Raw genomic sequence first — 23778 nt, 5'->3', positions numbered from 1 at the left:
TGATTAAGCGCCAGCATCTGCAGCGGCTACGGTACCGACGCGCATACGCACACGGATGAAATCGGTAGTGCTGGCTGCGATGGTCGCATCGTCCTGGCTATAGCCAATCACCGAATCGGTGTCTGCAGTAGCTTTGGTAAATTGCCCATTACTACCCAACTTGATTGGATCGTCTTTGGCGTAAGTTCCCGCCACGCACAGCAGCGCCAACTCGCGCCCCTCTTCTACGTAGTTACCCACGGCGGAGTCGCCGGCGGGCACTGCTTCAGTGATTTTCAGACCCTGATGATAGGCAACGTCGATGATGTAGAGACGTCCGGCGAGTTCAGTTGCCTGCGCAAACTCGTTATCGTCGTTGATGACAGCAGCGGTACCTGGCAGCAAGGCTGCTGCAGTGGCGCGGGTTTCGGTCTTGTACAGAGACTGACCGTCGATATTAACGCGGCGATAGCGAGCCATTACGCAGCACCTCCGAAATAGGTTTTAGGGTCCGGTGCGCCAGATTCATTCTGCTGCTGCGCGGAATTGGCGCCCAGCGGTGCAGAGTCGCCGATTGTTTTAAACATCGCATCCAATGCCTCACCAGACAGCGCATTGGCGACGATTTCGCCATGGACCTTCGCAACCGCTTCACGCTTGGCTTTCTCTTCTGCGCGCGTATTGGCGGTTAGAGTGTCAGCGAGTTGCTTCTGATTGGCCTGCAGTGCATCAACCTTTTCCGCGAGAGGCTTAATAGCCGCTTCAGTATTGGTCGCAACAGCCTGGCCGATCATGCTGCCGATTTGTTCCAGTTCTTCTTTGGTTAAAGGCATGTCGCCCTCCGTTTTGTGGTTTGGTGCAGGCTGTTCCTGCGGTGTGAAAAAAGATTTGAGTTTGTTGACGACAGCAACCCATGAACTCTGGCGCTGAACCTCTGTCCCGATATCATCAAAGACAATCTTTCCGCCTTCAGACTTGTATCCGTAAACCTTCGGCTCGCCATTGTTGAGGATGATTACCGCTTGCGAGTCAGTGAAGTCAGCCACCCAGGCGTATTCTTTCTCGCCAGGAGCGAATTTATCTTTCGCTGCCTTCTCCAGCCTCCGCTCACGCTCGCGATAGGTTTCCCCCACCAGAGCGCCGGAATTAGCTTTCAGTGGAGTGGCAAGATCAGCATTTACCATCATCCCTACCCCCTGTTCTGGCGTAGCTGCGCCAACCTCATCCAGAAGGATGGCGTCATGGTCCATCGCGTGAATTTTCGCAACCCATGAAGCCCCCTGAGCTTTCTGCTCATCGTTCGCTTCAAGCTCCTCCAGGAATACGGCAACGCTGGTATGGATTGGCGGAACATCCTCGCCTTTCTCCAGCGCTTCAAGACGCTCAAGGAGGCGCTTTCCGTCATCCGTGCGCTTTGCCACTTCTGTATCGATCCACTTCTCGACGTAGACGCGGTTGCCGGACTTCTTGACGTTTTTGTTCCATGCCCCCACATAACCCACATTCAGCCCCTCAGGACTAAAAGCAGAAACAAACTGACCGTTGACCTGTGGATGTCCAAGCGGTGCCAGTGTCCCCTCCAGGCCACTGTAGTGCTGGTCAATCTCACTGGCCGGATACAGACCTCCGTTCATGACCACGTTCGCCGGAAGGGTGTATGAAGGAACAACCCAGTGCTCACGTCCGTTGTGCTGTTCGCGCCGGATGGCCTTACTGTTCACCTTCGAGGTGACATTAACTTGCATTGGCATGAGTTAACCCTTAGCCCATTGGTAGCCACGGGCTTTCATTGTGTTAAATGTTTTCTTAGCTTTATCGATGATGGTGTCACTTAACGGCTTGCCGCTTTCATCGACCATAACCGCGATCGTGGAGCATTTGCAGTTCACGCCGTTTGCATCCTTAGCCCACCACTCCCGCTGCTCTTCTGCGGTATACAGATGGGCGTGACGCGCGGCATGGGTGCTTCGGGTCATCGGGCTGAGCGCTGATATGTGCATCTGCTTTGTACGGATGCCATATCGTTCTCTGGCTTCGTCGTCTTCGTCCAGGCGCGCACGGCGCAGCGCGGTGGTAATCTCCGTCCTGGCAATACGATTAGCCCGGCGAGACTCAATCCCCGTCTGCTCAGTAAGGCGCTTAGCTATCTCCAGTGGATTTTGTCCGCGCCCAAGTCCATCGGTCAGTATCCGCGCCATATCCGCTTTCACACTGGCGCTGAGGTTCTTCATTTCCTCGAAGGTACGAGCGCGAACAAGAATCAGCCTACGTCGGTACGGTTCGCTGAGAAGGATTGTCGATACGCTTTCCTGTCCGGCAGCGTACACGGCTGATTGCTGCGCCAGATTGGCAAACTCCTGCGCCGTGCCGCGCTGATACGCCGGGTTGACGTAATCAGCCCAGAACCAGAATCCTGTCTCGTTATCTGCACCCAAAATCTCATCAACCAGCAATGAAGCATTGCTGAGGAGCATTGATAGCTGAGTGGAATCAAGGTCGAAGGTGTAGCGCTGGTTTACTGATGGTGATACAGGGATGCGGTCGAGAATATCGTTGTACGCCTTGCCAATTCGCTTCATTCGCCTGGCGAACTCGCTCATTGCCCCGCGTTCAAGTCGGTCGGCACCCGTCGGGTCTTTAAGGTTTCCCGGAAGTATCGGTGACTTCGCTTTCCTCTTCGTCATCATCTACCTCTGGAAGTGGTTCGGGTGAACCCTCATACCCGGCCGCTACACGAATCTCTTCACCAGTAAACACCTGCTCGCCTGTCGCCAGCGATGCGCTGTTTATTTGCGACATCTTCTGCGCGGCATCCAGTTTTTCCGATGAACTTTGTTCGTTCAGGTCATCCCAGATAACCGTTTTCTTTGCCACAGCATCAATGACACCAAGCTCAATCAATTTGTCGCACAGATCTTCAATGTCGAATGACAAGTCCTCTCGCCGGGACTGGCAGCGCGTGTTGAAGTATTTCTGGTCTTCGGTGCTGGCCCGCTCACCAGTCTGCATGCCAACAAGTATTTTTGTCGGTATATCAAGTGCGGCAGCAGCGGTTTGCAGGTTAACGTTATAGGTTGGAGAGGGATCGGATACAGCAGCCACAATCGGAGCGACATTGGCCCCTTGGGTAATAAGAACTGAGTCGTTTCCGATATTCATTTCACGGGCTACTTTATCGTAGATTTCGTTCAGTTCGCTGTAATCAACCCCGTATGCCCTGGCTATTTCATCCAGTTTCGCCTCTTTATCAAAATTAATACTTAACTGGCGTGCTGCGTTCTTCAGGAATGACTCACCGGAACCGCCTTCCACCTTCTCCAGACTGACAAAAGCGTTATAGGCGGGCTCAAGAAAGCCAATAGCATCGTCGGCATAATCACCCAGAATGAAAATGCGGTCGGGATGGATGTCAACGCGCCGGGTCGAGCCATTAGGCAACCTCTCGGTGTACTGCCACATCTTCGGCTGCCCATAGGTCCTGGAGTTCAGACCGATGTCCCACTCCTTAACTTTCACTGAGCCAGCCCATGCGACTGTTATTTTTTCAAGCCCTCGCCCTTTCGTTGCCTGATGATTCCATGCTTTACCATCGCGGATATGAAGCAGGATGGCAGAATAGCGCCCAACCAGACGGCGCAGGTCAGCGTCAGCAAACGATCGCCAGAAGCGATGAGTAAACACAGGCAGAAGACTTCTTTCCCACGCGGTAATGTCGCGAGTTTCGTCCTCCTCTTCCCCCTCGATAATCTCCGGGCTGGTATGCCAGCAAGCGGAAATGATTTTGTTTATCGCGCCGTGGGCGATGCCGCCGCGTCGATATAAGTTGTACAGGTCATCGAAGGTTAGCTCTTCTTTGAAGCCGTATTCCGCCCAGGCACAATTCCTTTTTGCGTCTAATCCAAGGCTTGGGGTAAGCAGAGCCATTCTTGAGCGAGCAAGCCTAGCGTCATTTATTGCATGGTTCACGGCCATCTGTAATTTGCTCATGTAGATGCTCCGTGATTATTGTGAAACCCGCTTAATTCGTTAGCTAAGATTCTAGCTTTAACTGCGTCTTCAATATTTGAGAAATACCCAAGATGCTTGCTTTTTCCGTTAACCATTATCATTGCCCGCCACTTTTGGCAGTCATTACGCCAGTGAACGCCGTTATGCCCGCTCTTGTTATTGCGGTGTAAGCTCTGATTCCTCTGGTTCTCTTTCATCGACGCAATTCTCAGGTTGGATATTCTGTTGTCAGACCTGATGTGATTAATATGATCAATATCCTCGGCGGGGTAATAACCATGACAGAACAGCCATGCCAGACGATGAGCGCGGTGAATTGTTCCGCCAAAGTTTATTTTTAAATATCCTTGTTCAGATATTGTCCCAGCGACCTTTCCGGCCTTCGTCGAGTTAAATAAATTCCATCCACGATCAGTGGAAAAATGATCTCTCGGACGCACTTTCCAGACAAACAATCAAGTTTCTGGGTTGTAGTCAAGCGCATCCTTAAAAAAGGATGTGTTTTTGTTCATGTCGTGTCCGTCAGATTAAAGCAGGCGCTTAGGTATCATCATGCCGACCCCCTGCTGTTTACGTTTGATATGTCCGTCAAGGCTGTACCGAATGCCATCCCAGCAGTGTTCGAAACCGTCTGCCAGTTTCGGCAATACCTCGCCAGTGATGCGGTCTGTTTTGTACGACCACATGCGAGCCTCACGCGCCACGTTCTTGCAGCGGGGATGGATAATGATTTCGTCGAATCCACGAAGGTGTGCGATCCCGTCCTCAACGCTGCCCTGCCATTTCTCAGCGGCTGAGATGTTGAATCCCTGCCGCTTGAGATAGCTAATCGTCTCGGGTCGGGCGGAGTCGGCCTTGATGGGCCAGTCACGCGATCCTGGGATTGTGTCGTATAGCTCTGGCATGTGGTCGAGCTCTGTCTGCTGCCCGTATGCCTCGTATTCGATGTACAGCCGGTTATGCAGGATGAACGAGCGCACCAGAGTGTTCGGGTCTTTAGCGAAACCGAAGTCAGCTCCGAAGAACAGACGTTCGGCCTCTTTCCAGAGGTTCTCCGAGAACTCAGCGATCCGGTATTTACCGGCCAATACCTGCTTATCGGAGTTTTCGAGATAAGCACCTTCCCACACCCATGCGTATGTTGCCGGGTCGAGGCGGCGTTGGTCGTTCTGTCGCTCACCTTCCAGCACGTCAGGGAACCACGGATTATCCGTGTAGTTCATCTCAACGGTAATGCAGTCGTCGCCGGCTTCTTTGCGGAAACGCTTGTCCGTGGCGCTACCGTCGCGCTCCGGGTTCCACGTCACCCAAATCTCTGAGCCTTCTTCACGAACTGTCGGGCTCAGCTTCTGCCAGGCTATTTCGCTGACTGATTCAGCCTCATCTACCCAGCACAGCAGAATGCGCGCTTTCGACTTGATGCTGTCGAGATTATGCCGTAGACCGCAGAACACGTAGTTAACGCTCTTGTCGATGGTGCGGATGTACTTTTCGCCGATGTCAAAGTTGGAAGCCAGCCAGGGAACAGACAGGATCGCCTGTTTCACCTCCTGCATGCTCGACTCTTCCAGCGAGTTCATGAATTCACGCGCGCAGAGTACCACCCCGCTTTCACCATTCATCATCGACTGATACGCCTTTACGGCAGTCATCAGCGCGAATGTGCGGGTCTTGGCGCTGCCACGTCCACCGTGCGAGCATCGGTAACGCTTATTCACGGCGGTGAACAGTGGCGCAAGCTTCGCGGGGATCGGCAATTGAACGGCGTTACTCATGCTTTGGCTCAACAGGCAGTAGCTGGATGATTGTTGGCTGCGGCGTCATGCTGCCATCAGGGCTTGTATGCTCGACTTTCTGGCGATTAGTGTAGGCATCGCCCATTTCTTTGGCGGCCTGCTCGATAAGCTGCGAGGTCATGCCGTAGTTCTTCATCTTTTCAGCATTGGTCGCCATTCGGTCGAGAACGCGCAACCGGTACGCTTTATTTGCGATCGGGATGTCGGCGATCTCATTCTGGAATCGTTTACGGGTAGCGTTGAACAGGTCAATCCACTTCTGGCTCAACTTGGCCGCCATTGCGTTGCCGGGCGTATATTGCGACACCTGCTGCCGCGAGACATCGATGCCGTATTCAGCCTTTACAAGCTCAATGACTTTTACTGGCGGCTCGTAGCAGGCGAGCGATTGAACGATGAAGGCTTTAACCTCTGTCGATAATGCTGCCATCGGTTACCTCCATGACAATCCTAATAAAGTCTATGCCAGCTTCAATATGCACGTCCCGCATGATCTGGCTATATCGATGTGAGCCACTTCTGCTGGCGCATTGGCCGCATCAACGAGCTCCTGTACTTCTTTGCTGGCACCGTATCGACGTACGACACCAGTGAATTCTTCGACGTCGTGGCCGCGCAGTGTAAGCACTGGCTGCCCGGTCTCTTTGTTGAACTTAGGCGCGCCGAAATCATCGGTGGCCTGGGCAATGTGGTAAAGCTCATGTTCTACCAGCGCGCAGAATTCGAGGTCACTGCATTGTGAGCAGTAATCAGCCGCCAGCGTGATGATGAACTTCGGGATTCTCCCGAACCATTCATACATCTGCTGTTCCATTCTGGCTTTCTGCCAGCCACCGGCGCGGAGCATTACCTGCTCGGCCTGACCGAGGACTAAGCGCCCCTTCTTAGGGAATGAGTCAGACGCCCACATGAAGCAGATGTCAGCCTCAAGCAGGTGTTCGTGGTCAGGGTTATGGATGCTTCCGGTATCTGTGATGATTTGGCGGTTTATCCACTCATGCACTTCATTGGCTGGGATCAGTCTGGTGTATGGCTGCCAGTTGTTGGAGGCGATGAAGTTAACTGGCGGATAAGGCCTGCGCTCGTCATCGTTAGCCATGGGTTACTCCGTTGTTTGTTCAGTCTGCTCTGCCGATACAGGCGTGAACTCCACGCGCTTCACATCGGCCGGAGCAAAATACATCCACTCTCCCGTTTCGGTCGCCAGCGGCACAAAGCCATTAACCAGCTCAGGCTGACGTCGTGACATCTTGCCAGTGAAGCTTTCGCCTGTTTGGGTGGTTAGCGTGATTTGGTAGATGTCGGACATTGAGAGCCTCTTTATCCGCTTATGGGGATATGTGGTTGATTATCCGCTATAGGGTATATCCATTATCAAGCCCACCCGTAGATGAGCTTTGGAATGAAGAGCCGTTGTGAAAGTGGCTCTCTAAAACCACAAATCTGTGGTTATGCCGCCAGGCGGTGCTGTTCTTCGATAAGCTGCTGGCGGTGATTGCGTTCGAACATGCCGCGTAGCACTTCTTTCCGCTGCTCGAAGTCCCAACCCATGCTGATAAATACCGTGTTGGCGCGCTGTAGCTCGGTGATGCAGTGAATCTGTTCCGGCGTCAGATAATCTCGGATCGGCTCTTTCTTCCCGATTTCGTGATGCACGCGGAACTTGGCTGCTGTCATGCCCAGCGCAAGGCGGTTAATTAGGTCGGCTTCATTGCTGAAGTGATGCGGGGCAATCTGCTTACCCTGCGCCTCCCGCTCATGCTTGATAGCGTCGGTCATTGGCTTGTATTCCAGGCGTGCAGAGTTGCGATCAATTTTCTTCTTCGTCAGCGCGCTACGCATAGTGAAGAACTCAGCGACCAGCCGCTTTTTAAACGACCGAACCACTTCGTTGTTTCGCATGTAGGTGATCAACAAAGTAGTCTGCTGTTCATTTAGCAATGCGACCCTTTGCTTCTGTCTACCGCCCTTCGTATCCAAGGTGCGGATTTCAAATCCGACCCTTCCAAACTCCTCGAGGTCACTTTTGTTTCGGTCGACCAACTTAATGATGGTGTCATGATCTCGCCCAACACCTTCGGCGATGGCTACAGTGTTGGTGACTAGGTCGAGTTTCTTGATTTCAACTAATTGCATGGCGTTTTACCTGCTCTTTGAGATGAACCGTTGCCGCATAGGAAGTCAGCCCACCGAGGCTCGCCAGCACTAACTGACATCCTCAACGGCTCATTCCAAAGGGTCTGGTTCGGTGGTTATTGTGCGCATGCGGTGCGCGGTGAAATTCGGGTATAAAAAAGCCCCGCTATTGCGAGGCTCATTGTTGTTCAGGTGGTAACGGATGCCTGGCCCCGTGCAATCACTCGTTGAAGAGGATCGAGCTTTTTACGAGCTTCATCCTGCACGGTCACCTCCCGTTATTTGATTTCATAACCGAGTCGTAAATACGTTCACACGTCATCCCAGCCCTGTAGCGTTCGTCAGCGATTCCAGCATAACGTTTAGCTTCTGCTGCAATATCTCCGAGCATGTCGGCGAGCATTCTGGCGTCGGCGTCGGTTGTTTTGCTTCGGACGGTAGCGGCAAGATTTGCGGTGTGCTTTGCGGCGTCCAGGCGGGTGGCAAGTTTTGTTGCTTCGGTGCGCAGCTGGCTAACAGTGGCAGACAGACCAGCAGCAGTGGCAGCAGATTTAGCAGCTTGTGCTTGTGCATCTTTTACAGCCTCATCACGGGCAATAATTCGCCCTTGTTCAATCATGCGGGCTGCGGTCTGCGCGTTCGCTGTTTGCGATGATTCCGCGCTATTACGTTCGGCCCACTTTTTTTCCCAACCGCGGCTGCTCCATACACTACCGGCGATGAATGCAACGGCCACCAACAATGCAGCGACAATAAGTTGAGAGCGCAGGCTCATAGCAGGATTACCCCCACAAAGAGAAACCATCCCCATCCATCATGGCCATTCGCCGCAATGAGCCCTGCGGCCGCCATGCATATTACTGAAGGCAGGTATTTCATTTCTGCCCCCACTCGCAAACTTCGCGCTCAATCTCACGTCGGGTAATCAAACCCTTCCACTGTTTGCCACCGGCATACGTCCAGCGCTGCAGTTCTTTGCATGCACCCGGAACATCACCGGAGTTCAACTTCTTCAGCAGCGTGGAATTGGCGAAGGCACCAGATCCAACGTTGTAGGTAAAGGAGTAAAGCGCGGCGCGGGTAGGCTCAGGGATGCGAACCTTGATCAGCGGGTCGATGGCGTTTGCTACCTTTCGCAGATCTGCCTTAAGCAGGTTGTCGCACTCTTTATCGGTGTAACGGTGACCGCGGCGAATGTCGGATCCGGTGTGCCCATCGCAAACAGTCCAGACGCCGACAACATCCTGGTAGGCGTAATAGCGTCGCCCTTCAAGCCCATCTGCATTGCCCAGCATGACAGCCGCAATAGAAATTGCACCGGCTCCACCGACAATGGCGCCCATCAGTTTATTTCTGAGTGTAGGGTTCATCTCGGCTCCTGCTGCGACGGTTGTCTTCGCGGATCTTGAAATAGAGATTTGTCAGATACGTCAGTACGGCAATGATGATACCAACCAGCACGCCGATAGCGTTCCACTGCTCGGGGCTGTAGGCATTAAGCATGCCGTTTAGTATGCTCCCGGCTGAAGCGCCATAGGCAGCACCAGTGGTTATTTTTTCCATGCGATACATGCTCTCACCTCGCGTTGTTAGCGGGTGCTGTGTGTTTGAATAGGGTCAGGTTCTCGGGCTGAATTTAACAACAAAGCGTGTCGAGGATGATTCCCGGAACCTGAAATAAAAAAGCCAGCGGCGCGGCTGGCAATATGATGGTAAGGCAATGTCGGCTCTATGGCCGAAGGGTCCCAGGTAGTGGGTTTGGTTTGTGGTGGCCGGTGCTGATCTCCGGCTTTCTCTGGCATCGTGTGCCCCAAGACTTTTCTCCAGAGATAGCGCAGTCCTCATTAAGGGGGTGCCGTCTCTAGCGCATCAGCCTGCGCATTCACCACAACGGACAGAGCACTGAGCACTTCGCGCCAACTCCATGCCGCTGCGTGGGTTGGGTTATGAGCCCTTCACGCCAATGCTCTTTCCTGTTGTGTAGAAACGAAAAAGCCCAAGGCGTTAACCTCGGGCTTGTATTCTTTGTGTCGACAATCAAAGCTATGGCGACGATATCAGATTTACATCAAATATATGCATTTCAATCCAGTTTTGCAAGACTTCTGTCGAAATTTGTCGCCTTTTGTTGTGAACGTGATCGCGTTACCTGCAATAAAGCTCCGCTATCCAGCCGCAGGAAGATATGTTTCATATCCACCCAGCGGTCAGTAAACGTCTCTGACCAGTTCTTTGGTGTTACGCCAACCAGCGACGCCAGCACCTGATATTCGTATGTCTCTCGCCCTGCCAGCTCAGCTTTAACGTCCTGCGCCGCCAGCCAGATCAGCTTCTTCAGGCGCTCCATCGTCTTACCGGCCACTTTCTTCGCGCCGAGCTGCTCCCGGAATTCAGCCCACGCCCACTGGGTGATCGCCACCTGATACTCAAAGCGGATGTTCTCGCTGTAGTTCCACAGCAGCCATGCTTTCTGGTGCTCCTCCAGCGACAAAACAGCGCGACGCCATGATGCGGTGCCGAACTCTACCGGGCTTACCAGAGCGATTGATGAACCTTTTGCACGCGACTGGCTGCCGCTCATAGGCGGGCCGTCCGGATTAACCATGCGCTGCTTATTCACATCGAATACCTTCTTCCGCCCCCTGCTTCGCGCCGTCGCAGTGAATTGCGCGTTCTCGGCGAAAGCTACCAGTTGCCCTTTCGTCGCCCCGCTCAGGTCAGCGGTTGCCACGATGAGCTGTTGTCGAACAAACTCAAGATATTGCGTATTCATTGCGTGGCTCCTGCTTTCTGAATTAGACGAGCTGCGTTACGGATGATTCGGTAATCGGTCAGGACTGAGCCGGAGAAGCGGAACAGGCGCAGGCGCTGCCAGCGAGTTTTAAGTGCTGCAATGGTCTCCTTTTTCATGCACCCTCCAGTTCGGTAATAGTCAGTTCGAGCTTCCCGCCTTTGACGATCGGCATTCTCTTCACGCTGTAGTAATCAACCTGCTGGTCATCGAGCCAGAACCCTGATTTCGTCAGCGCATCGAACGCGGCCTTTTGCAGGTTGTCCAGGTCTCGGCGGCGGCGGTCCGGCATATGGCATTCAATTCGGATTTTCACGGGGGTTGCCAGGCCGATATCCAGCATTGCGTCTTTGATGATTCTGGCGACGCTGTCGCGGTACGCCTGCCCTTCTGCGCTGATATGCGTGCGCCCGCGGTTATGCCGGTAGTAACGGTTGTTGCTCGGCGGCCACGGGAGAGTAATTCGATATTCGTTCATGATTTAATCAGTCCCTCTTTCAGCCAGATAACCTGCGTGCGAGCCATGCCCTCCAGCGCACACTCCTTTGCATATTCCTCATCTACCAGGCGCGTACGGCGATCAATCTCGTCGTGACAGCGGCTGCATGCGATGGTGGCGATCAGATCAGGCGGCTTAATTCCGGTGCCGCACAACCCCGCCAGGCGGATATGAGCCAACACAGATGTTTCAGGGTTTCCGTTACATACACCAGGGATTCGGACCTGACATTCGCGGCCGCGTGCCGCTTTGCACAAATTAGCCATCACGCCTCCTGCTTATCGCGCAACTGCTGGAATTCGCAGCCGCTAGGAATCGTCAGCGCCAGGCCAAACTGAGCGCACCACGCTTCGACTTTGCACAGGAAGATATGCATCTCTCCAGTATCGAGTTGCGATGTATGGCGAGGCTCCCAGGTGGTTTCTTTGGTGCCTGTGATGAAATCGGTGTAGGTGACTTCTTCGCATCCGAGGTAGGTCTTTTTGAGATTGCGCTTAACCCATTCTGGTGTGGCGTCAGTGCGACCGGAAGCGATAAGGTACTCGCTGATTTCTCCCAGCCACATATGAAGAAGTGAATTCTGTGAAAGGCTGCGTTTCTCGCGCCACTCTTTGACCTGCAAGCGCAATGGGCGGCCAGATTCGAGCTGCTCTTGCAGAAGTTTGCCAATAGCGGCGAAATTACCGGAGTGCAGCTTGATGCCGCATTGAGGGATGTTCACGCTTCACCTCCGCAGAGGCCAAACGCAGAATGCAGAAAATCACAGGTGCCAGAAAGCATCTGTGAAAGAGGTCGGATTGTAACTTCATACAGCGCCATGAGGTTTCCTCTTCACGACGCTGGGGATTGGGTTGTGGTTGTTCAGGCCACGGGGAGATTATGGCCTAATGATTATGGAAAATCAAAATCAGTAACCAGCATTTCATCGTTTCGTTTGATTAATAAACAGTGCTTTATGCATATACTTTTCTTCCACATTGTCTTTAAGGAGTAAAGCTGATGCATGGGATAAGGATGCCAAATATCAAATTTAAGTGCCCTAAATGCAAGGGGGCCAAGTTTAAATTCACCTGCGCCAGCGAGCACGGGCATCACAAACATGGCGCAGTCTGCCCTGCCTGTGATATTCCCGTTACGCCTGAGAACTGCATCCCGGGAATGCCGAAACGAAGTCGATGGAGTAAACCAAATAAGTAATTGAATGGTACAGATATTGAGTCTGTACCGTTCCCGTATCACTGGCCTATATCCCCTCCTGCCGCGGTGCTGCTGCGAGCAATAAATCCCACAATCTCTGAGAACAATTGCCGCATGTACAGCGATTCCCTACTTCGTTTATCGCTTTACTGATTTCCGGCGTTACTATCTTTGGTACCAGCACATAACCATCCGGAATTGCCGGAGAGTTGCCAACCTGAAGCATGGCGGTGCGGCAGGCGTTCCATGAATCAGCTGCTGCATTGCACTCATCACTATCCCACTGGTATGTAACTCCGCGAGGTGCGAATGTGCTGGCAAGAATCGCAATATCTTCAGGCGTTGCCTCTTGAGGAACTACCGGCGCTGACGGGGCGGAGTAAAAATACTCGTCCTCAATTCCCTCAACGGGTTTTGAGAAGCCGATAAAATTACCGTAATGCCAAGGATAAGGGCCGTATGGCTCAACGGTCACACGACGCCAGCTGTGAATAGCAGGCTCTGCTTCGAGCGATGCCAGCGCGATACGCGCCAACTCATTCAGGATTGCCACGTCAGCGTTACCGAGGGTGTAACCAGCTTTCAAATCGGCGACTGCTTGCACGGCATGTTTGTCGATGTTGCTCATTGTGCGGCCCCTTCAAATTGGTAAGAAATTTTAATTCCCAGCTTTTTAGCCATGGCATGCTCAGCGACGGCACCTTCCGACTCTTGCCACCCATGCAGCATGTGAATGGCGTCTGCGCAGCGAAGCATCGCCAGGCAGATGTCCATATACTCACGCTGAGATAAACCATCCGGGAGCGTGGCCGGATTTAATGCCACATGACCACCTGATAACATCTGCTGTGCTACTGCGTTAAACATCGGACGGTTGTAGTTTTCGTAACCCGTCATTGGTCCTGCGATGTAAATTTTCATACCCCTGCCCTCCCGTACTTGTCTGATAACTCGCCCATTTGCCTGTGGATTTCCGCAAGGTCACACCCTGCGCACCCCAGAGCTTCGGCTATGAGTTCTTCCTGTTCTTTGGATGGCCCGGTTTGCAGAATTTGATTAAGCTTCCTGTGCGATACGCCGCAGTGCTTGGCGATGCTGATGAGCGTTACACCGTTATCCTTCGCCATGGTCCTAACCATCCAGCGATAATCACTCCATTCGCTCATACCCCTACCCTCCCCCAAACCATCAATACTCGCTTCATAGCCTCGCTCTGGCGGCATTCCTGGCAAATCACATTCACTGACTGACGCTTGACCTCAGCCTTACGCTTCAAGCCGGACAGGTGATAAATCCGATGGCCGGTGCGCCCGGTGAATTTGATTTCGCCTGCCTTTGCCATTTCACATATTGCTGCTGACACCTGCTTCACTGTCAGGCTCAGAGCGTCCGCTATCTGTGGTGATGACATGCGTCGACCATCCGACAGCAGCAGTGCAATTTTCGATGGGATCGTCATCATCCCTTCGCGGCGTGACATCAGGCTGGACTCCGCGCCCTTCAGGCTGCGCTCGCGGAGGAGTTCACCACCGATGCCGGCACGCCACTCCTCGTAGGCCGACTTCCCGGCGAAGTAACCGAAGCCAGCCATGCTGTAAATCAGCCCGATCTCGCGGAGCACTGCGATTTCTTTGTCGAGTGCATGACCAGAAATGCCGATTGCCAGTGCAAGGTTCTTACGGGTAATCGGCTGATTTGCTTTTACGTGGTCCAGAATGCGTTGTTTCAGTGAATCCATCATGCAGCCCCTTTAGAACGGTAAGAATCCCACGTGAATGACAGAGTGCACCCGCCTCCATCGCTCATGCGATCAAGAACGCGTTCGCCGATGAATGCAGCCAGTTCTTCCCGGGTCTGGTTGCTGATCAGGATGGTTGGCTTCATACGCTCATAACGGGTGTTGATGATTTCGAACATGATCAACTTCTCGGCGTCGCTTCCGAACTGCACGCCGACCTCGTCGATAATCAGCAGGTCTGGCTTCGTGAAGTAACGGATCACTTCGTCTTCAGTACGGCTTGACCCCTTCGACCAGGTTGACTTGTACTCCCTGGCAATTTTCAGCGCGGTGGTGAACACAGCTGAGCTTTGGTGCTCGGTGATTGCATGCCGGGCGATAGCCAATGCGAGGTGGTTCTTGCCGGTTCCAGGCTTGCCACACATAACCAGGCCGCCACCCTTCTGCAAACGCTCAGGCCAGCGGCTGGCGTATGCCTGACAGACCTTCAGGGCGCGTTTCGCTTCTTCGTTCACCGGTTCATAATTCTCCAGTGAACAGGATTCAAACCTGGCCGGGATGCTCAGTCCATCCAGCAGGCGCTCGATGTTTCTTTTGCGGGCTGCTTCGTTGATGCTAATTCGCTCTTCCTGCAGGCGGGCAAGTTCATCCTTCAGGCACCCCGGGCAGCAGCTTGGCCGTGGCGGGATCTTTACGACGGAGTTCAGGAAATGCCTGGTCCTGCATTCAAATGAGCCATGCTTCTCGCAGTTCTCGGTGCTGATTGTTAGCTCGATATCTTCATGCTGAACTGGCGGCTGGCTCAGCTCAGCAATGCGTTTCTCAAGTTGATTGATTTTTTCATCCAGCGTCATGATTAGTCCCTCGCCCATGCAGGAATTTCAGTCTGGCCATAGTCCTTGCCAGCGAAGTTCTCAGATACGCGTGACGGAGTACGGGAAGGCTGCTTGGCGCCCTTAGGCTCAAACAATCCCTGCCAGCCGTTCGCAATGCTCTGGTTGATGATTTCTTCAGGCTGATATCCGCTGCACTTGCAACGCTCGAGCAGGTTGATGGCCTGGGTAACCGTCTGCTGAGACTTGATCGGTTTCTTCAGGTCGCGACGATAATCGACCCATGACTTCCAGACTGAAACTGACAGCCATTCAGGAAGCTCGACACCAGCCGGATCGAACGGAACCGGTTTGGGGGATTTAGGGGGTTTATTAATATTGTCTTTATTGTCTTTTGTATGTTTGTCTTTTGTGTTTACCTGATTTGGGTAAGTGTCGTTACCTGATTCGGGTAAACATTCCTTACCTGATTCAGGTAAATTTACCTCTTTCAGGTAACGTTTATTTTCATTACCGGTTTTGGGTAATTTCACCCATTCACTAACCGTTTTGTTAATGCCGACAGAACGTCCGATTTGGGTGAATACTCCACGCTTCACTAACGAGCTTTTAGCAGCAGAGCATTTGTGCGGAAGAATGCCGGTAAGGGCAGATAACTGATCGTTACTAACCCAGTCAGCTTTTTTGTTGAAACCGTATGTTTTACGCATTACAGCCATGAAGACCAGCAACTGATGCTGAGACAATCCAGCCAGCATGACAGCCTCCAGAAGTTCATTGGCAATACGCGTATAGCCATCATCAAGATCTGCCACGCGCGGCTCCACGACCTGCAAATCAGGCCTGATTGGTGAGATATTGTTAATTGCTAAGTTCATCTGCAGCCTCCCCGCCTTTCTTGAAGATAATTTCGACACAAAGCAGAATGCAGTTATCGCAGATAGCAACGCCTGGACCGGCAACTATGGTTTTCACGTCGCTATCAATATTGCTTCTGTCGCAGAAAGAGCATTTATGAGTTGCGTGCTGATTTGCCTTTTCGTTTATTGCTGGCATACTTACTCCCGTTACTTGGCGTAACACAGTGTGATAAGGGCCTTTGAAGTGACCGCTTCAAGGGCTTTCGCTTTTTTGGTAGTACCCATCACATAACTCCCGGCGCCATAGCGGCCAGACTTGTCACCACCGCAGCGATTGATTCAGTTGGCAGGAAGCGCAGCAGTGCTTCAGCAGCTTCTCTCACCTCTTTCTCAAGGCGTTGTATCGGCTGACCAAGTAACTTCGCCTGATGCGCTTCAGTGCACTCTTTCATGGCCTCGGCTATCAGTTCGGCCTCAGTCTTTGCGACAAGACCGAACTCTCTCGCCACTTTCTCGTTATCCCGAGCCATCACATCAACAATGACGGGGATCAGTAGCACCAGGCCTTTATCGTTCTTAGGTCCCGGGTCGTTAATCATCCGGAAGAAGTTCTGCTTGGTGTTGTGCTCAGAACCGGCCAGCAGCAATCCACGACCGCCGCGCGTCAGCCACTCCTTTGCTACCAGCTGCGAAATGTGAACCTGAGCCTGTCCGGGCGTTGCCTTCTGCCAGGCGCGAACAGCTTCGCGGATCCTGGTCAGCTTACTGTTATTGCGCGGAACGCTTTGATTTACCGAAATCATCGGACTCGCAGTGAATCCGTTATTCTCGTGATACGTAAGTGAATGCATTGCTTTCCCTTTCGTGGTTAGGGCCGCCGGTTAGGCGGCAAAGATACCTGGATATAGAACTTCGCGAGGAAGTCCCGTTACTTCTTCGTACTTACGCATTTTTGTTACTGGAAGGCTGCCACCTCGCTTTTTGAGCATATTGATGGCCTGAGGCGTTACGCCGACCTTTTCAGCAAGCACCTTTTGAGAGCCGCCCACTGCATTAATGGCTTTCTCAAGCGGGGTGCTGGCGTTGGATTTTTTGTTGATCATGTTTTGCTCCGCTCATGTGTAATCAACACCATGTTAATTCATGATGTGGATTAAATCAACATTATGGTGATGGAAAAAATCCACATGTTGTTTACCATGCATGGAGCGGAGGGTTTTATGAGTAGCATTTCTGAAAGAATTAAATTTTTACTGGCAAGGGAAGGCTTGAAGCAGCGGGATTTGGCTGAGGCTTTGTCGACTAGCCCACAGACCGTCAACAACTGGATAAAAAGAGACGCGTTAAGTCGTGAGGCGGCGCAACAAATATCTGAAAAATTCGGTTATTCTCTTGACTGGTTATTAAATGGAGAGGGTTCTCCAAAGAAGGATCTGGAGAGCAACATCCCGCCGGAGTCCGAGTGGGGAGTTGTTGATGCATGGGATAAAGACACCCCGCTTCCTGTTGATGAGGTTGAAGTGCCATTTCTTAAGGATATTGAATTTGCGTGTGGTGATGGTCGAGTTCAGTGCGAAGACCACAATGGATTTAAGCTGAGATTCTCTAAGGCAACGCTCAGAAGGGTGGGTGCAAATAGTGATGGTTCTGGAGTGCTTTGCTTTCCCGCTTCTGGTGACAGCATGGAGCCCGTTATTCCTGACGGCGCAACGGTAGCAGTCGATACAGGCAACAAGCGGATTATTGACGGCGAACTCTATGCTATTAACCAGGGCGATTTAAAGCGCATAAAGCAGCTTTATCGAAAGCCTGGTGGAAAGCTATTAATACGAAGCATCAATCGCGATTATGACGATGAAGAGGCTGAAGAGTCCGATGTGGAGATAATCGGGTTTGTATTTTGGTATTCTGTTTTGCGATACAGAAGATAACAAAACCAATCATATTTCACTCAACTACATGTGATGTTAAGATGTTTCTGATTGCAATCAATGGAAATGAAACATGAAAAAAATAGCTCTTGCAGTGATTATTGCCACAGGCCTTGTTGGCTGCGCATCTTCTGGAAATCAGCAACTGAAAAACGAAACTGAAACCAGTGTTCAGACTAAAATTCAGGAAGGAAAAACCACCAAGGCAGAAGTTAAGTCCTACTTTGGATCACCTGATGCAGTGTCATACACTGATGGCGGCAATGAGATTTGGAAGTATGCCTTCGCCAAAGTTAAAGTTAACGGCACTACTTTCATACCGTTCTATGGGCTTTTCCATAACGGAACGAATGGCACCAAGAAAGAGCTGACCATCCTCTTCAAAGATGACAAGGTCCAGAAATACACCATGGCCGAATCAGCGATTAATACAAAATCAGGATGGGCTGATTAACAACCATCACTTTCAACGCCCGGCCTTAAGGTCGGGTGTCTTCACTTTAACGCTCTCCTGCCACTCCTTACGATCTCCGCAGCATCTCTGTTAATACCTTTCCCGATCACATTACCGGTCTCCTTTCGGTACTGCTCCAGCTTGTCGATGATGGCTTGCTGAGTTACAGGCAGATCCGCCAGCGATAACTCCATCACCGCGCGCCCGGCGGCATGAGCCATCATGTTCACCCTTTCCTCATCCAATTCCATTACCCAATCCCTTTTTGATGTTTTTTGCAGCATATCACTTGTACCACCAAAAAATAAATCAACATAAAAATCAACAAGAAACAATTAAATCAACAAAATAAATCCACAAGGTGTTGACCTATAAATCCACATGATGTTTAATTACTCCATCGAAACGAAACATCGACAGCTGAGCGAAGTTAGCCAGCGGCGGACAGCAAGTCGCCTGCTTCTTTAACAAATCAGACTGAGTGACAGGCAAGCCGTAGCGCTCCTGGCAAAAAGAAATGGCACCCGATGGGATCGAGGTAAGCACTGAGTCCGTATGCGTACGGTAGGTGTAGAGGACCACGCTGCGATGAGCTGATAAGTCACTCAATTTGAAACGCTCCGATGATGGGGCGCTGATTCAACTTAGAGGAGTGATTCCAATGAAGCACTAAAGCGGACAGGCCGCACTTTCAAGCCGCAGTAATGATGCGGCCCCGAGTCTCCGTGAGAGAGCCAGACGCAGGTCCGAACTGCGACATACCGCTGGTCAGGGTTAATCGAGGAAAAGGGTATGCCGGTAAAGCAGCGCGAACGCCAGACGCGCACCGGTTATGAGCGGCGATGAGCGACAAGAACTCAAGGGCATGAGCGCGGCCACTGCGAGAGTGTGGCCCAAAGGATGTTGCTTTGGGGTGTGACGCAAAGCGTGGCGCAAAAACATGCCTTGCAGCGGAGTGAACCGTGCGACAAACACCGCCGCCTGATTAGGTGCAGGCCACACCACCAAAGCAACCACTGGAGGATGTATGACCAATTTTATCGCACACAACAGCGTTACACGGCGTTATCTGAAACGTGGCGAGCTGATGGCTAAACGATTTACCAGCAGCTCTTTGCGAGGGGCTGACGGTAAACAAACAGAGGGGTGGCGAGGGAGTGATCCTCGCCTGACATTTTACGGGAGGGTTTTCATCACACTATCGAGATCTCTCTTTTCAAACTCAGAACACCACCCGCAGGTAGCGCAATGAAAAGTCGAATCACTGAAGTCGGCACCGACCGCTTTAAAACAGTTGGGACAATAAACCGCCCTTGCATAGCCACCAGAGGTATCTTTTCTAAAGGCCGCAGTGCGATGAAGGACAAACTGCTCCTGTGCCCTATAAGCCTCTATTTGCTTCGTAAGTTCTACGTTTTTTGCTATCGCTTCGGCAAGTTTCTGCTCGGTGGCAGCATGGGTTTTCTGAAGTACGTCAATCTGCTCGCCAATGAAAACGATGCGTTCTCGAAGCACCTCGTTGCTCTGGATCGTCGAGAGAGCACCAAGTCCGTTTTTAAGGGACGCGATGATTAATCCTACATCCATGATTAGTCCTTAATTGTCTGTGGAATAACCAATTTATCAATTTCCTTTGTCTGTGGAAAGCAAGGAAACCACGCGCCGGGCGTGGATAAATATCCCGGCACTAACTGGAATGTTTTGGGATTGGATGAATGCGCATGCTGATGCGCAGGGGGACGTGACTGACTCCCGAGGATAGCTAAGCAAATAAGTCAGCTCCAGCCGCCTAAAAAGCGCCTTATGCCGGAGTTCAGCACCGGCCATCCAATCGCCAAAGCATTTCTCCCGCATCAGCGGGTAACGACAGAGCCAACCTCAAGCACCGGGCGCCGATGCTTGGTGATGGTAATACTGCCATCTCAACCGCACAGGAGACGATGATCCTGTTCTGGTTGGATTGGAAAAGTCTTCTTGGCCCGCCAGCGCGCGGGCATTTTTTTGGAGGTTGCATGTTTGCTACTGACATCTCACTGAAATACGGCACTCATCAGCCAGAGACGATTCTGGAAACAATGCCGATCGAAGAAGCCTCCGAAATTATCAAGGAGAAGCTTCGTGATGAAGTGCGCCAGGAACTCGAGTGCGAGTATGGCGATCGCCTTTATGAGGCTGAAGAAGAGGCATCAAACTGGGAAAGCAGAGCTGATGACTATGAAAGCGATGCGACTTGCCTGGCTAAGGCCATAAGAGAGGCTTTTGAATCTGCCAGCTTTGAAGATGCAAAGGTGATCCTCCAGCGAGCGATGCACGACCATAAAGACTATTTCTGAAGACCCGCTACGGCGGCTTTTTTATCGCCATATCAAAGCAAATTCACTGAGTTTGATCCGATATAGCAACCCCTGCTGGGGATTGGGTTTAAACGTTCGGCGGCGCGGCCTTAAGCGCGGAGAAGATTATGGCTAAAACAATCAAGATGATCGGTTCCAGCCCATTAACGGGAACAATCTATGAAGGTCGCCTTAACCCTGAAAAAAGTTGTTGGGTGGGGAATAAAACAGACGTAACAGACATGGTTCTTCGTGCGACTGTCGACCACCTTACCGTTGTTAAGAAGGAATACGCTTTCCCATTGCGTGATGGAAAGGTGGCGGTGTTGAGCCTTGAGATTCACGACGAAATGCCAGAGCGATTCAATGGTGGAACGGAGCATGGCTCATGAATATCAACCACTACATGCTACAGGCAGCGCAAAGCAAAGCAGCAATCGCGTTGTTTCTCAGTGACGGCAATATGTGGCTCGCAGCAGTCGAGGACATGAAGAAAGCCGCTGGCATGCCGTGGTATCGCGGCCGCAATCTGGCGAACTAAGCCACTAACCCCCCTTCTCACTTTCAAGCGAACTGGCAGCCAACTGGTGCCGGGTTCCGTATTTCCTTTTGAGGGTAAAAACATGCAACCACTTCAAAGACTGACAGCTGAAAAGCTCGCCGCGATGCCTGCTGGTACTCGACTTAAATTTGGCGGGCAGATCGTCAAACTCGCTGGACGCGGCTCCTTCCGAAACAGCGCCGGACATCTCGAAGAGATGATCGAGTACGTCGATTCTCGCGGAGTTCCGGGAAGTTTTGCCGAAAGCATTTTTCTTGCATCCGCTACAGAGCATCTCAATGCCGTTATGTGCGACCAGTGCGGCGCACTCCGTCACCCTAAAGATTGTGTAGTTCGAACGATTTCGACCTACATGACGACAAAACAAGGTCACTTCTGCGATGACAAAGGATGTGCAGATCGCTTCTTCATTCTTCACCCCAACCGGCAGCAAAACAAACGGAGAACGCGATGGTAAGCCAACAGAACGGAATGCTGGCGCTGGCATTGGTGATTATTACCTTTCATCTCCAGCCAGAAGATCTTGAATCAGCCGCCCATCAACTGGCTGAGTTTGATGCGATTAACGATGCGAACACGGAGATAAAAGATGCTGCGAGTCATTGATACAGAAACAACCAGCCTGGAAGGTAGTGTGCTGGAAATTGCCAGCGTGGATATCGTCGACGGTGTTATTTGCAACCCTATGAGCGACTTCGTTAAGCCAACCGAAGCTATCAGTTTCGAGGCGATGGCTATCCACCATATCACCGAAGATATGGTCGCTGGCGCCCCGCTGATTGGCGAGGTTATTGGTCGTTATCTCGGAGCCCAGGCTTACGTTGCTCACAATGCCAAGTTCGACAAATCGAAGCTGCCACAAATCGATGCACCGTGGATCTGCACCGCTAAGCTGGCACGAGTTCTTCTCCCTGATCATCAAAGCCACAGTAACCAGTACCTGCGTTACAGCCTGGGCCTCAAACCTGAGTTGCCAGAAGGCTTGTATGCGCACCGCGCGCTGTATGACTGCTATGTGACCGCTGAGCTGCTTCTGTATATGGGTCGTCTGGCTAAATGGACGATGGGTGAAATGCGGACCATCTCTAACAGTCCGTCACTGATTAAGGCGATCCGCTTCGGCAAGCACAAGGGGTTAACGTTCGAAGAGATTGCGAAAATCGACCCTGGATATCTCCGCTGGCTGTCCAGTAACAGTGATGACGAAGACATTCTCTTCACAATCAAACACTGGCTTAAGGGGTGATTTATGGCTGTGATGACTCTCATACTTGCCGACTCCGGGTATGGCAAGACGTACAGCATCCGCAACGTTAACCCGGAAAATGCCATTCTCGCTCGCTGTATTCGTAAGGCTCTTCCGTTCCGCAATAATGGCTGGAAGCTCCACGGGAAGCGACTGCCGGATAACACTATCCAGCGTGGTAATGTCGTTGATATCCGTAACGGTAGACACCTTCTTGACGTGATCCATAACGCGGCTATGAGTAGCCGAAAAATACTGATTATTGATGATTTTCAGGCCGTCATGCAGCACGAAAACATGGATCGAGCCTATGAGACTGGCTACACCAAGTTTACTGAAATGGCGGAACATGCCTGGCGCATTATTGAAGCTGCAACCCAACTACCGGACGACTTCCGTGTTTACTTCCTCGCTCACACCGAAGAGAGCGAAGGAAAAATCAGAATGAAGACCGTTGGCAAGATGCTGAACGAAAAGCTAACCCCTGAAGGCTACTTCCCTATCGTTTTGCGCATTATCAAGCGCGACGGCAAACACCTTTTCCTGTTGAAGGGTGACGACAACGACACCGTGAAATGTCCTCCTGACCTGTTCGGACCAGAAGTGACTGACATGGATAACGACCTCGCCGCCTTCGACAACGCAATTTCTGAATTTACCGACTTATAAGAGAGATCACGATGAACCAACCAATTAGTTTTACCTGGAACCAACAATCCGCTGAGGCCGCACTTAAAGCAGGCTCAGCTGCCGGGATTTCAGAAACCGGTGCTTATGAGGGGAATATTACTTCCGCAGTATATGAGTTCGGCAAGGACGGATCGCAATCACAGGCACTGGTTCTTTCTCTGGATGCTGACGGTCAGAAAGCTAACTTTATTCGCATAAACTTCCTTGGCCGCGATGGTAGCCAGACCTTCGGTATGGGCCTGATCGCCGCCATCATGTGGGCTGCACAGGTGAAGGATGCACAGGCACAGCAACGACAGGGGCAAAGCGGGCCTGAGTGGTATCTTCCGGCGCTTGAAGGCAAACGTGTCGGTCTGTTCCTACAGAAGATCCTCACGACCAAACAGGATGGCAGCGGCGACAGCTACAAATTCGAGGTTCGCCACGTATACCAGCCCGGCAGTCGCCTGACCTACAAAGAATTCAACGAAAAAGCTCCTGCGGAAGCAATCGCCACGCTTGAACGGACTATGAATGATAAAGACGACCGCAGACCTCACGATTCATCGCGCGGCGGCTGGGGCAGTTCCCAGCAGCAGAACAACAGCGGATGGGGAAATCAGCAAACCGACCCTAATGCTATTCCTGATTCTCGTCTGCAGCAGGCTAATCGCCAAATTTCGCAAAACAACCAACATCCTCAGTTCGACGATGACATTCCATTCTGAATAGTGAGCACCCCGTGG

39 protein-coding genes are annotated in these 23778 nt (G+C 51.9%); 10 read left to right on the top strand and 29 right to left on the bottom strand.

The window, feature by feature from the left end:
• Positions 1-3: 3 nt before the first annotated feature.
• From NMC31_RS04270 to NMC31_RS04140, 27 genes are all read right to left on the bottom strand, one after another.
• Positions 4-459, bottom strand: coding sequence for a gp53 minor capsid family protein (locus tag NMC31_RS04270; RefSeq protein ID WP_253897074.1), 456 nt, complete (start codon positions 457-459; stop codon positions 4-6).
• Positions 459-1730, bottom strand: a complete 1272-nt coding sequence (locus tag NMC31_RS04265; protein ID WP_253897073.1) for a hypothetical protein — start codon at positions 1728-1730, stop codon at positions 459-461. The genes NMC31_RS04270 and NMC31_RS04265 overlap by 1 nt, the downstream gene beginning before the upstream one ends.
• 3 nt (positions 1731-1733) lie before the next feature.
• The gene (locus NMC31_RS04260) at positions 1734-2663 is read right to left on the bottom strand and encodes a phage minor head protein (RefSeq protein WP_253897122.1); all 930 of its coding nucleotides are present in this window, start codon (positions 2661-2663) and stop codon (positions 1734-1736) included.
• The gene (locus NMC31_RS04255) at positions 2617-3966 is read right to left on the bottom strand and encodes an anti-CBASS protein Acb1 family protein (RefSeq protein WP_253897072.1); all 1350 of its coding nucleotides are present in this window, start codon (positions 3964-3966) and stop codon (positions 2617-2619) included. Before NMC31_RS04255 ends, NMC31_RS04260 begins: the two co-directional genes overlap by 47 nt.
• Positions 3963-4442, bottom strand: coding sequence for an HNH endonuclease (locus NMC31_RS04250; RefSeq protein ID WP_253897071.1), 480 nt, complete (start codon positions 4440-4442; stop codon positions 3963-3965). Before NMC31_RS04250 ends, NMC31_RS04255 begins: the two co-directional genes overlap by 4 nt.
• A gap of 72 nt (positions 4443-4514) precedes the next feature.
• Positions 4515-5762, bottom strand: a complete 1248-nt coding sequence (locus NMC31_RS04245) for a PBSX family phage terminase large subunit (RefSeq protein ID WP_253897070.1) — start codon at positions 5760-5762, stop codon at positions 4515-4517.
• Entirely contained in the window at positions 5755-6213 is a 459-nt protein-coding gene (locus NMC31_RS04240; protein ID WP_047642430.1) for a DUF2280 domain-containing protein, read from the bottom strand. The genes NMC31_RS04245 and NMC31_RS04240 overlap by 8 nt, the downstream gene beginning before the upstream one ends.
• 30 nt (positions 6214-6243) lie before the next feature.
• Complete coding sequence (locus NMC31_RS04235; RefSeq protein ID WP_253897069.1) at positions 6244-6882, bottom strand: putative metallopeptidase; 639 nt, start codon at positions 6880-6882, stop codon at positions 6244-6246.
• A 3-nt stretch (positions 6883-6885) separates the two neighbouring features.
• Complete coding sequence (locus NMC31_RS04230; protein WP_253897068.1) at positions 6886-7092, bottom strand: hypothetical protein; 207 nt, start codon at positions 7090-7092, stop codon at positions 6886-6888.
• 140 nt (positions 7093-7232) lie between these two features.
• Positions 7233-7919, bottom strand: coding sequence for a Rha family transcriptional regulator (locus NMC31_RS04225; protein WP_253897067.1), 687 nt, complete (start codon positions 7917-7919; stop codon positions 7233-7235).
• A gap of 268 nt (positions 7920-8187) precedes the next feature.
• Positions 8188-8694 carry a DUF2514 domain-containing protein gene (locus NMC31_RS04220; protein ID WP_253897066.1) on the bottom strand — a complete coding sequence of 169 codons (507 nt, stop codon included), beginning with the start codon at positions 8692-8694 and terminating at the stop codon, positions 8188-8190.
• Positions 8695-8794: 100 nt separating this feature from the next.
• A complete protein-coding gene (locus NMC31_RS04215; protein ID WP_253897065.1) occupies positions 8795-9289 on the bottom strand; it encodes a lysozyme in 495 nt (164 codons plus the stop codon).
• Positions 9267-9491, bottom strand: a complete 225-nt coding sequence (locus NMC31_RS04210; RefSeq protein ID WP_253897064.1) for a class II holin family protein — start codon at positions 9489-9491, stop codon at positions 9267-9269. Before NMC31_RS04210 ends, NMC31_RS04215 begins: the two co-directional genes overlap by 23 nt.
• Before the next feature lie 511 nt (positions 9492-10002).
• Positions 10003-10692, bottom strand: coding sequence for a bacteriophage antitermination protein Q (locus NMC31_RS04205; protein WP_253897063.1), 690 nt, complete (start codon positions 10690-10692; stop codon positions 10003-10005).
• Positions 10689-10829, bottom strand: a complete 141-nt coding sequence (locus tag NMC31_RS04200) for a YlcG family protein (protein ID WP_253897062.1) — start codon at positions 10827-10829, stop codon at positions 10689-10691. The genes NMC31_RS04205 and NMC31_RS04200 overlap by 4 nt, the downstream gene beginning before the upstream one ends.
• Positions 10826-11188: a crossover junction endodeoxyribonuclease RusA gene (rusA, locus tag NMC31_RS04195; protein ID WP_253897061.1), complete on the bottom strand. Its 363-nt coding sequence runs from the start codon at positions 11186-11188 to the stop codon at positions 10826-10828. The genes NMC31_RS04200 and rusA overlap by 4 nt, the downstream gene beginning before the upstream one ends.
• Entirely contained in the window at positions 11185-11475 is a 291-nt protein-coding gene (locus tag NMC31_RS04190) for a DUF1364 domain-containing protein (RefSeq protein WP_253897060.1), read from the bottom strand. The genes rusA and NMC31_RS04190 overlap by 4 nt, the downstream gene beginning before the upstream one ends.
• On the bottom strand, positions 11475-11930 hold the full coding sequence (locus NMC31_RS04185) for a YbcN family protein (RefSeq protein ID WP_253897059.1): 456 nt from the start codon (positions 11928-11930) through the stop codon (positions 11475-11477). Before NMC31_RS04185 ends, NMC31_RS04190 begins: the two co-directional genes overlap by 1 nt.
• 522 nt (positions 11931-12452) lie before the next feature.
• Positions 12453-13034: a hypothetical protein gene (locus NMC31_RS04180; protein ID WP_253897058.1), complete on the bottom strand. Its 582-nt coding sequence runs from the start codon at positions 13032-13034 to the stop codon at positions 12453-12455.
• Positions 13031-13327 carry a DUF4406 domain-containing protein gene (locus NMC31_RS04175; protein WP_017693170.1) on the bottom strand — a complete coding sequence of 99 codons (297 nt, stop codon included), beginning with the start codon at positions 13325-13327 and terminating at the stop codon, positions 13031-13033. Before NMC31_RS04175 ends, NMC31_RS04180 begins: the two co-directional genes overlap by 4 nt.
• Positions 13324-13572, bottom strand: a complete 249-nt coding sequence (locus NMC31_RS04170) for an XRE family transcriptional regulator (protein ID WP_213812013.1) — start codon at positions 13570-13572, stop codon at positions 13324-13326. The genes NMC31_RS04175 and NMC31_RS04170 overlap by 4 nt, the downstream gene beginning before the upstream one ends.
• The gene (locus NMC31_RS04165) at positions 13569-14147 is read right to left on the bottom strand and encodes an ArsR family transcriptional regulator (protein ID WP_253897057.1); all 579 of its coding nucleotides are present in this window, start codon (positions 14145-14147) and stop codon (positions 13569-13571) included. The genes NMC31_RS04170 and NMC31_RS04165 overlap by 4 nt, the downstream gene beginning before the upstream one ends.
• Positions 14144-15016: an ATP-binding protein gene (locus NMC31_RS04160; RefSeq protein ID WP_253897056.1), complete on the bottom strand. Its 873-nt coding sequence runs from the start codon at positions 15014-15016 to the stop codon at positions 14144-14146. The genes NMC31_RS04165 and NMC31_RS04160 overlap by 4 nt, the downstream gene beginning before the upstream one ends.
• On the bottom strand, positions 15001-15855 hold the full coding sequence (locus NMC31_RS04155) for a replication protein (protein WP_253897055.1): 855 nt from the start codon (positions 15853-15855) through the stop codon (positions 15001-15003). The genes NMC31_RS04160 and NMC31_RS04155 overlap by 16 nt, the downstream gene beginning before the upstream one ends.
• Positions 15839-16033, bottom strand: coding sequence for a ClpX C4-type zinc finger protein (locus tag NMC31_RS04150; RefSeq protein WP_047721649.1), 195 nt, complete (start codon positions 16031-16033; stop codon positions 15839-15841). The genes NMC31_RS04155 and NMC31_RS04150 overlap by 17 nt, the downstream gene beginning before the upstream one ends.
• Positions 16034-16121: 88 nt before the next feature.
• Positions 16122-16688: a toxin YdaT family protein gene (locus NMC31_RS04145; RefSeq protein ID WP_253897054.1), complete on the bottom strand. Its 567-nt coding sequence runs from the start codon at positions 16686-16688 to the stop codon at positions 16122-16124.
• A 30-nt stretch (positions 16689-16718) separates the two neighbouring features.
• Positions 16719-16940 (bottom strand): helix-turn-helix domain-containing protein, encoded by a 222-nt coding sequence (locus tag NMC31_RS04140; RefSeq protein WP_000608751.1) that lies wholly within the window; start codon positions 16938-16940, stop codon positions 16719-16721.
• A gap of 117 nt (positions 16941-17057) precedes the next feature.
• Here NMC31_RS04140 and NMC31_RS04135 point away from each other — a divergent pair, with 117 nt between their 5' ends.
• Together NMC31_RS04135 and NMC31_RS04130 are read left to right on the top strand one after the other, a co-directional pair.
• Complete coding sequence (locus tag NMC31_RS04135; RefSeq protein WP_032671516.1) at positions 17058-17768, top strand: S24 family peptidase; 711 nt, start codon at positions 17058-17060, stop codon at positions 17766-17768.
• Between the two features lie 73 nt (positions 17769-17841).
• Positions 17842-18222 (top strand): hypothetical protein, encoded by a 381-nt coding sequence (locus tag NMC31_RS04130; protein WP_032634788.1) that lies wholly within the window; start codon positions 17842-17844, stop codon positions 18220-18222.
• Between the two features lie 41 nt (positions 18223-18263).
• On the opposite strand, the gene NMC31_RS04125 is transcribed toward NMC31_RS04130, so the two are convergent.
• Positions 18264-18557, bottom strand: coding sequence for a hypothetical protein (locus tag NMC31_RS04125; protein WP_235174312.1), 294 nt, complete (start codon positions 18555-18557; stop codon positions 18264-18266).
• Positions 18558-19398: 841 nt separating this feature from the next.
• A complete protein-coding gene (locus NMC31_RS04120; RefSeq protein ID WP_253897053.1) occupies positions 19399-19809 on the bottom strand; it encodes a hypothetical protein in 411 nt (136 codons plus the stop codon).
• Between the two features lie 353 nt (positions 19810-20162).
• On the opposite strand from NMC31_RS04120, the gene NMC31_RS04115 reads away from it, so the two are divergent.
• From NMC31_RS04115 to NMC31_RS04080, 8 genes are all read left to right on the top strand, one after another.
• Positions 20163-20555 carry a hypothetical protein gene (locus tag NMC31_RS04115; RefSeq protein ID WP_174719944.1) on the top strand — a complete coding sequence of 131 codons (393 nt, stop codon included), beginning with the start codon at positions 20163-20165 and terminating at the stop codon, positions 20553-20555.
• Positions 20556-20683: 128 nt separating this feature from the next.
• Complete coding sequence (locus tag NMC31_RS04110; protein WP_253897052.1) at positions 20684-20947, top strand: DUF7446 family protein; 264 nt, start codon at positions 20684-20686, stop codon at positions 20945-20947.
• Positions 20944-21096 carry a host cell division inhibitory peptide Kil gene (gene kil / locus NMC31_RS04105; RefSeq protein ID WP_097511217.1) on the top strand — a complete coding sequence of 51 codons (153 nt, stop codon included), beginning with the start codon at positions 20944-20946 and terminating at the stop codon, positions 21094-21096. Before NMC31_RS04110 ends, kil begins: the two co-directional genes overlap by 4 nt.
• Before the next feature lie 82 nt (positions 21097-21178).
• The gene (locus NMC31_RS04100) at positions 21179-21574 is read left to right on the top strand and encodes a hypothetical protein (RefSeq protein ID WP_253897051.1); all 396 of its coding nucleotides are present in this window, start codon (positions 21179-21181) and stop codon (positions 21572-21574) included.
• On the top strand, positions 21568-21723 hold the full coding sequence (locus NMC31_RS04095; protein ID WP_253897050.1) for a hypothetical protein: 156 nt from the start codon (positions 21568-21570) through the stop codon (positions 21721-21723). Before NMC31_RS04100 ends, NMC31_RS04095 begins: the two co-directional genes overlap by 7 nt.
• Positions 21707-22363, top strand: a complete 657-nt coding sequence (exoX, locus tag NMC31_RS04090) for an exodeoxyribonuclease X (RefSeq protein WP_253897049.1) — start codon at positions 21707-21709, stop codon at positions 22361-22363. The genes NMC31_RS04095 and exoX overlap by 17 nt, the downstream gene beginning before the upstream one ends.
• 3 nt (positions 22364-22366) lie before the next feature.
• A complete protein-coding gene (locus NMC31_RS04085) occupies positions 22367-23032 on the top strand; it encodes an ATP-binding protein (RefSeq protein WP_253897048.1) in 666 nt (221 codons plus the stop codon).
• 11 nt (positions 23033-23043) lie between these two features.
• On the top strand, positions 23044-23760 hold the full coding sequence (locus NMC31_RS04080) for a single stranded DNA-binding domain-containing protein (RefSeq protein ID WP_253897047.1): 717 nt from the start codon (positions 23044-23046) through the stop codon (positions 23758-23760).
• Positions 23761-23778: the final 18 nt, after the last annotated feature.

It is taken from the genome of Pseudocitrobacter vendiensis (genome assembly GCF_943590815.1).
GTDB classification, from domain to species: Bacteria; Pseudomonadota; Gammaproteobacteria; order Enterobacterales; family Enterobacteriaceae; genus Pseudocitrobacter; species Pseudocitrobacter vendiensis.
This window is presented reverse-complemented; position numbering and strand designations above follow the sequence as displayed.

Excerpts from the sequence above, each read along its gene's own strand:
- NMC31_RS04270 (WP_253897074.1), bottom strand. The coding sequence starts at position 459 with ATGGCTCGCTATCGCCGCGTTAATATCGACGGTCAGTCTCTGTACAAG.
- NMC31_RS04265 (WP_253897073.1), bottom strand. The coding sequence starts at position 1,730 with ATGCCAATGCAAGTTAATGTCACCTCGAAGGTGAACAGTAAGGCCATC.
- NMC31_RS04260 (WP_253897122.1), bottom strand. The coding sequence starts at position 2,663 with ATGACGAAGAGGAAAGCGAAGTCACCGATACTTCCGGGAAACCTTAAA.
- NMC31_RS04255 (WP_253897072.1), bottom strand. The coding sequence starts at position 3,966 with ATGAGCAAATTACAGATGGCCGTGAACCATGCAATAAATGACGCTAGG.
- NMC31_RS04245 (WP_253897070.1), bottom strand. The coding sequence starts at position 5,762 with ATGAGTAACGCCGTTCAATTGCCGATCCCCGCGAAGCTTGCGCCACTG.
- NMC31_RS04240 (WP_047642430.1), bottom strand. The coding sequence starts at position 6,213 with ATGGCAGCATTATCGACAGAGGTTAAAGCCTTCATCGTTCAATCGCTC.
- NMC31_RS04235 (WP_253897069.1), bottom strand. The coding sequence starts at position 6,882 with ATGGCTAACGATGACGAGCGCAGGCCTTATCCGCCAGTTAACTTCATC.
- NMC31_RS04230 (WP_253897068.1), bottom strand. The coding sequence starts at position 7,092 with ATGTCCGACATCTACCAAATCACGCTAACCACCCAAACAGGCGAAAGC.
- NMC31_RS04225 (WP_253897067.1), bottom strand. The coding sequence starts at position 7,919 with ATGCAATTAGTTGAAATCAAGAAACTCGACCTAGTCACCAACACTGTA.
- NMC31_RS04220 (WP_253897066.1), bottom strand. The coding sequence starts at position 8,694 with ATGAGCCTGCGCTCTCAACTTATTGTCGCTGCATTGTTGGTGGCCGTT.
- NMC31_RS04215 (WP_253897065.1), bottom strand. The coding sequence starts at position 9,289 with ATGAACCCTACACTCAGAAATAAACTGATGGGCGCCATTGTCGGTGGA.
- NMC31_RS04210 (WP_253897064.1), bottom strand. The coding sequence starts at position 9,491 with ATGTATCGCATGGAAAAAATAACCACTGGTGCTGCCTATGGCGCTTCA.
- NMC31_RS04205 (WP_253897063.1), bottom strand. The coding sequence starts at position 10,692 with ATGAATACGCAATATCTTGAGTTTGTTCGACAACAGCTCATCGTGGCA.
- NMC31_RS04200 (WP_253897062.1), bottom strand. The coding sequence starts at position 10,829 with ATGAAAAAGGAGACCATTGCAGCACTTAAAACTCGCTGGCAGCGCCTG.
- rusA (WP_253897061.1), bottom strand. The coding sequence starts at position 11,188 with ATGAACGAATATCGAATTACTCTCCCGTGGCCGCCGAGCAACAACCGT.
- NMC31_RS04190 (WP_253897060.1), bottom strand. The coding sequence starts at position 11,475 with ATGGCTAATTTGTGCAAAGCGGCACGCGGCCGCGAATGTCAGGTCCGA.
- NMC31_RS04180 (WP_253897058.1), bottom strand. The coding sequence starts at position 13,034 with ATGAGCAACATCGACAAACATGCCGTGCAAGCAGTCGCCGATTTGAAA.
- NMC31_RS04175 (WP_017693170.1), bottom strand. The coding sequence starts at position 13,327 with ATGAAAATTTACATCGCAGGACCAATGACGGGTTACGAAAACTACAAC.
- NMC31_RS04170 (WP_213812013.1), bottom strand. The coding sequence starts at position 13,572 with ATGAGCGAATGGAGTGATTATCGCTGGATGGTTAGGACCATGGCGAAG.
- NMC31_RS04165 (WP_253897057.1), bottom strand. The coding sequence starts at position 14,147 with ATGATGGATTCACTGAAACAACGCATTCTGGACCACGTAAAAGCAAAT.
- NMC31_RS04160 (WP_253897056.1), bottom strand. The coding sequence starts at position 15,016 with ATGGGCGAGGGACTAATCATGACGCTGGATGAAAAAATCAATCAACTT.
- NMC31_RS04155 (WP_253897055.1), bottom strand. The coding sequence starts at position 15,855 with ATGAACTTAGCAATTAACAATATCTCACCAATCAGGCCTGATTTGCAG.
- NMC31_RS04150 (WP_047721649.1), bottom strand. The coding sequence starts at position 16,033 with ATGCCAGCAATAAACGAAAAGGCAAATCAGCACGCAACTCATAAATGC.
- NMC31_RS04145 (WP_253897054.1), bottom strand. The coding sequence starts at position 16,688 with ATGCATTCACTTACGTATCACGAGAATAACGGATTCACTGCGAGTCCG.
- NMC31_RS04140 (WP_000608751.1), bottom strand. The coding sequence starts at position 16,940 with ATGATCAACAAAAAATCCAACGCCAGCACCCCGCTTGAGAAAGCCATT.
- NMC31_RS04135 (WP_032671516.1), top strand. The coding sequence starts at position 17,058 with ATGAGTAGCATTTCTGAAAGAATTAAATTTTTACTGGCAAGGGAAGGC.
- NMC31_RS04130 (WP_032634788.1), top strand. The coding sequence starts at position 17,842 with ATGAAAAAAATAGCTCTTGCAGTGATTATTGCCACAGGCCTTGTTGGC.
- NMC31_RS04120 (WP_253897053.1), bottom strand. The coding sequence starts at position 19,809 with ATGGATGTAGGATTAATCATCGCGTCCCTTAAAAACGGACTTGGTGCT.
- NMC31_RS04115 (WP_174719944.1), top strand. The coding sequence starts at position 20,163 with ATGATCCTGTTCTGGTTGGATTGGAAAAGTCTTCTTGGCCCGCCAGCG.
- NMC31_RS04110 (WP_253897052.1), top strand. The coding sequence starts at position 20,684 with ATGGCTAAAACAATCAAGATGATCGGTTCCAGCCCATTAACGGGAACA.
- kil (WP_097511217.1), top strand. The coding sequence starts at position 20,944 with ATGAATATCAACCACTACATGCTACAGGCAGCGCAAAGCAAAGCAGCA.
- NMC31_RS04100 (WP_253897051.1), top strand. The coding sequence starts at position 21,179 with ATGCAACCACTTCAAAGACTGACAGCTGAAAAGCTCGCCGCGATGCCT.
- NMC31_RS04095 (WP_253897050.1), top strand. The coding sequence starts at position 21,568 with ATGGTAAGCCAACAGAACGGAATGCTGGCGCTGGCATTGGTGATTATT.
- exoX (WP_253897049.1), top strand. The coding sequence starts at position 21,707 with ATGCTGCGAGTCATTGATACAGAAACAACCAGCCTGGAAGGTAGTGTG.
- NMC31_RS04085 (WP_253897048.1), top strand. The coding sequence starts at position 22,367 with ATGGCTGTGATGACTCTCATACTTGCCGACTCCGGGTATGGCAAGACG.
- NMC31_RS04080 (WP_253897047.1), top strand. The coding sequence starts at position 23,044 with ATGAACCAACCAATTAGTTTTACCTGGAACCAACAATCCGCTGAGGCC.